The sequence below is a fragment of the Chloroflexota bacterium genome (assembly GCA_018648225.1).
In the GTDB taxonomy this organism is placed as follows: domain Bacteria; phylum Chloroflexota; class Anaerolineae; order Anaerolineales; family UBA11858; genus NIOZ-UU35.
Genome location: JABGRQ010000214.1, coordinates 1 through 5,060 on the forward strand (window position 1 = coordinate 1; position 5,060 = coordinate 5,060).

4 protein-coding genes are annotated in these 5,060 nt (G+C 50.7%); all 4 read right to left on the reverse strand.

The genetic code is table 11. The features are described 5' to 3' along the window. Positions 1 to 127: 127 nt before the first annotated feature. Positions 128 to 2,539 carry a protein kinase gene (locus HN413_18065; GenBank protein ID MBT3392307.1) on the reverse strand — a complete coding sequence of 804 codons (2,412 nt, stop codon included), beginning with the start codon at positions 2,537 to 2,539 and terminating at the stop codon, positions 128 to 130. Between the two features lie 16 nt (positions 2,540 to 2,555). Further along, the gene (locus HN413_18070) at positions 2,556 to 2,972 is read right to left on the reverse strand and encodes a putative toxin-antitoxin system toxin component, PIN family (GenBank protein MBT3392308.1); all 417 of its coding nucleotides are present in this window, start codon (positions 2,970 to 2,972) and stop codon (positions 2,556 to 2,558) included. Further along, positions 2,972 to 3,268: a type II toxin-antitoxin system Phd/YefM family antitoxin gene (locus HN413_18075; GenBank protein MBT3392309.1), complete on the reverse strand. Its 297-nt coding sequence runs from the start codon at positions 3,266 to 3,268 to the stop codon at positions 2,972 to 2,974. The genes HN413_18070 and HN413_18075 overlap by 1 nt, the downstream gene beginning before the upstream one ends. 227 nt (positions 3,269 to 3,495) lie before the next feature. After that, a partial coding sequence (locus tag HN413_18080; protein MBT3392310.1) for an SUMF1/EgtB/PvdO family nonheme iron enzyme occupies positions 3,496 to 5,060 on the reverse strand: 1,565 nt, incomplete at its 5' end.

The window sequence follows — 5,060 nt, forward strand, 5'->3', positions numbered from 1 at the left end:
GGCATTGAGAGCCAAATGCGTGGCGCGGTACACTTCAGCGAAGGCGCCGCGTCCGATCAGCGCTTTGATGCGGTATTTGTTGAGGAGGGTGTCACCGGGTTGGTAGGTCATTTTTCCTTGGCTTTCTCTAGGGGAACCACACAGGGGTGCGTCCTGATGTCAGAAATGTAACTTCGGAACCATCGATATTCATGAGATAGATGCCATGTATACCATCGCGTTCGGAATAAAAGGCGATTTTTGTACCATCTGGTGACCAGGTCGGTGATTGATCTTCCCCTGGATTATCGGTCAATTGAGTTTGCCCCGATCCATCAGAATTGACAACATAAATTTCCGGGTCGCCGAACCGATACGATACATAAACGATTTTTGTGCCGTCGGGGGAAAACTCAGGCGACATATCAATCCCTTTGTGGTACGTTAATCGCTTTGATCTCAGCCGATCGGCACTGACGATATAAATCTCTTGATCGGGCACAAATTCATCCCAATCATAGACTCCATAAACTAGCGCCATCTGGGTACTGTCTGGCGACCACGAATTGATATAGTTGTAATGCCCCTCATCGAAAACGCGTACAATGTCAGAGCCATCTGGATTCATTAGCCAAGCACCTGCGTTCCCATCATTGGAGCCCTGCCTAAAGCTAATCCGTCGACTATCCGGAGACCATTGCAGATCTCCCTTTCCCGCAATGGATGGCCACCAACCCTCATATCGAATTGTCCCATCAATCTGGATCACTGTAATTTCACCTTTAGAAAATATTCCAGCAGATACGATTAAACTACCATCAGGAGACCAGGCAAGTTCCCCGCCAGTATCTAATAGTTGTTTATGATCCTGACCATCGAATTCCATGATATAAGTTGCGTTATCCGTACTATAGGCTATTTGAGAACCATTGGGGGACCATGCAATATGCCGGATTTCATCATCCAGTGATTCCAGTATACAAGACTGCTCGCCATCTATCAGGTTGATCTTGCATATCGGCAAGCATGAATAATTTGTGCCTATACTCAGCACTTTACATGAATCGACGCCAATAAAACCGCTGCCTCCCCCAACCGGGGTTACTTGGTTCAATGGTATTGGCGATGAGGTTATATCTGTACCAGGAGTTGACGACAAGAAATATGTGGAAGTTGGCGTTAGAGTTAATGCAAGCGTTGGTGTATATGTTATTGATGGTGATTTTGTGGGCACTTGTGTAAATGCGCTCGTTACGGTATGTGTTGCTGTCGGCCGTAAAGTCATTGTTGGCATTGCTGTTGGTTTAAACGGCCATCCTGGCGATTCATATTGATATCCTAGCAGAATAATAAAGATTGCCAGCACTAGAATAGCACAGCAAATTTTCCACCAGCGCCGAATAAACGCGATTATTTTTGGCTTCAGGCGTGCTGATGTCGCAGATCGTTTGTCTGACCGCGCTTTTTTTCGCTCAGCGGATTTCCGAATACGTGTTTTCTGTTGCTGTTGGATAAATGTCGATATACGAATTTTCCAGCTTTGCCAGGTTTCGACGCGTTTTGCCTTGCGCTCGGCCTGTTCTTTTTGCTTTTGTGCCAATTTACGCGCATGATCTTCCAGCTTCTGTTGTTTACGTGCCTGCTCCTCCTGGCTTTTCTTTTTACGGGCTGCTTCCTGCTCGATCCGCTCCTGCTTTAGACGCTCTGAATTAATATTTCCAGTGTGCAATAAATCAAATCCCGCTTGAAGTTCCTGCGCCACTTGTCCGCCATCCCAGGGTCTTTCCGTTGGATTGATTGCCAACATGCGCGCCAACAACTCATCTAACCAGGCAGGTACCTCATCTCGCAGTTGACTTGCTGCCGTCCCCGGTGGGATGTAATGATAATTCCGTTCGGTCAACAGCTCGAATAAAATTACCCCCAAAGCATAAACATCCGAAGCCGGTTTGAGAAAATTGAACGATTTTTCCTGTTCGGGACTCATATATCCAGCTGTCCCCGGATGGCGAATCGGCTGGCTGAGTTGCGAACGCATGCTGGGTCCACCGGGAATTTGCGCTAACCCAAAGTCGGCCAGCTTTGCCACGCCTTCAGCGTCAAACAGAATATTGCTGGGTTTCAAATCTCGATGAACAGCGTCCAAACTGTGCAGTTTGCCAAGCCCAGTAGCTACTTCAATGACAATCTTAAGCGCGTCTTCAACAGAAAAGCGATCATCGCCATCACGGACTTGCTGAATGCGTTCTCGCAGCGATCCGCCTGACGCATATTCCATCACCAGGATGAGCGCGTCCGCATCTCGCTCTACGTCATACACATGAATAACATTTGGATGGCTGATCCGCGCCCCGAGCTGCATTTCTAACCGGAAACGCTGCTCAAAATCATCGAAAAGCGAACTGCCTACCCCAGGAGCATCGCGGCGTAGCACTTTCAAGGCGCGCACAATTTTGAGATCGACATGAACAGCGCGGTACACTTCAGCAAAGGCGCCGCGGCCAATTAATTCTTCGATGCGGTATTTATTCAGAATAACATCGCCAGGTTTGTAAGGCATGTTCCCCTTTTATGGGCTACGGATTTAGGATTTCCAAAAATTGCGCCGGAGTCAGGATTTTTATCTCGTCAATCTGGTCTAATTCTAGCAAATCTTTATCACCACTGACGATGAAATCGGCTTTTCCAACTACGGCGCAGGCGATCACCCAATCATCGTCTGGATCACGGCTTATGGACGGGATGGCTTCTGGCAGCGCTACAATTTTACTCACCGCACCCAGCAGCGCCAGGAAACGTTTTTTCTCTTCTTCGGCATAATAACGTTTCAACTTGGGGTAATCAAGTACCCGCTCCAACTCCAGCAATAAGGGCGGTGCGGTCAGCAGCATAAAATTATCTTGCACCAAATGCACATCCAGCAGGGTGGCAATGGGCGGGCGATGGCTGAGCAAATAGCTAACGAATAGATTGGTATCAAAAACGGCACGCATCAGGAAGCAGCGGTCGCGTGAACCGCTTCATCAATAAGGTTGTTGACGGCTTCATCCGAGAGATCAACGCGGGCGCTGACTTCTTCGGCTATGGCCTGTAACTCTGCCAGCCAGACTGACTGCTCTTTCTGGCGCGCTTGCCAGTCTTGATAGGCCTGATAGTCTTCATAAGGGATGATGACGGCCTGCGGGGTATCATAGGTATTGACGATCACTGGTTTCCGTTTGATGCGTACCTGATCTAACACTTGCCGCACCCGCCGCCGTAAATCCGTAGATTGTATGGCTTCTGTCATAATTACCTCTGCATATAGCACAACTTGTGCTGTATTTATGTGCTATTGTAACACAATTCTTAAACGCAGACGATTGAAATAACCTACTCACTGAAAACTGAAAAACTCGCCCCCCTTCGGGGGGAATAGCAAAGCAATTCTTATCCTGTTTCATACCCGCAATGTACATCTCAAACGGATCATTGCAGGATTCAGAATTCAGAAAAACAGAAACCAGCATTCCAGAATCATTGCGAGCGGGCGCAACGGAAACCGTTGCTGCCCCAGGTAACGGACGGAACATTCCTGTCCCGACTGGCGGAGCGGACGTTCCTACCATTATCGTTCCAGGAGCCGCCGCGCAGAACACGATAATTGCCCGAATCCGGGCCAGTTGGGTTATTGTCGGGCGAGTTCTCATAATAATCTCCGGCGTACCGATCGGATACCCATTCCCACACGTTTCCGGCCATATCATACAACCCATAGCCATTGGCAGCATAACTCATCACCGGTTCTGTACCCGTATCGTTACAACCCGCATTATCATCAAATTTAGCGCCGTTCTCTGCGCCAGAATTACATACCGGGTTTTCATTTCCCCAAGGGTATTTCATTCCTTCTAAACCACCGCGGGCCGCTTTCTCCCACTCGGCTTCGGTGGGCAGGCGGCGTCCGGCCCATTCGCAGTAGGCTTGAGCACCATACCAATCTACACAAGCTACCGGGTGGTTTCCACTTCCGCATCCACTATCCCCGTCATAACTCTCAGTTTGCACAAATTGCTGGTATTGTTCGTAGGTGACTTCTGTCTGGTCCATCCAGTATGAATCCAGATAAACGGCATGCACTGGCTCTTCATCGTTATTGCCATCTTCACTGCCTATCTCAAACTCACCCGCCGGGACATACACCATGACCATGCCATCTTTGGGCGAAATCTGGATTGCACCCGCCAGCGGCGTTGGGGTCAGGGTGGGGGTGAAGGTAAGTGTGGGAGTAGGCGTATCAGTTGGTGTGGGAGTCAGAGAGGGGGTCAGCGTAAACGTGGGGGTATAGGTCGGTGTAGGCGTAGGAGTAAACGTAAGTGTAAATGTCGGCGTGCCATAGCGCAGGGCCACCAGGGTGTTTTGATGCCCGGTTCCAACGTTGCTGCTGGCATAACTACTCCAAATAAGTGTACCCAATACGCCCATCACAAATACTACTGCACCCAAGATCAACCCCGTTTGCCAGCGCTGCAGCAATGTTTTCCAGGCCGGGGGTGCAGGCGGGGCCAGTTTATCGAGCAGGCCGTCGGGGTCGGGTGGTACGCTCTCAGCAGCGCGCAATTTTTTAGCCTGCCCCACGGCGCTTTGCAGCCCGGCGGCGGCTTCGTCATACGCTCGTTGAGCGCGCTCCTGGCCTTCGAGTTTTTCCCACAGGGCGCGGGCGGCGCTATCTTCCGGCATAATTTGCAGGGCGGTCTTGATCAGCGGGCGGGCGTTTTCGGGGTTGTGGCTCTTCAAGGCTTGCTGCGCCTGCACCATCAGGGATTCAAATTGCTCGTTTTCGGTGGCGGCAACGGCTTCACGCAGGGCGGCGGCAAAATCGTGGCAGTTGGCGTAGCGTTCGGCAGGGTCTTTGCCCAGCGCCTTGAGCAAAACGGCTTCAAGCGCGGGCGTCACTAAAGGGTTTAAGGCGCTGGGCGGCCGCGGTTCTTCACGCACGTGTTTGAGATAAATCGCCAGCGGGGTATCGCCGCCAAAAGGCACCTGTCCGGTGAAGAGTTCGTAGGCCACCACGCCCAGGGCATATTGATCGGCTTTGGGCG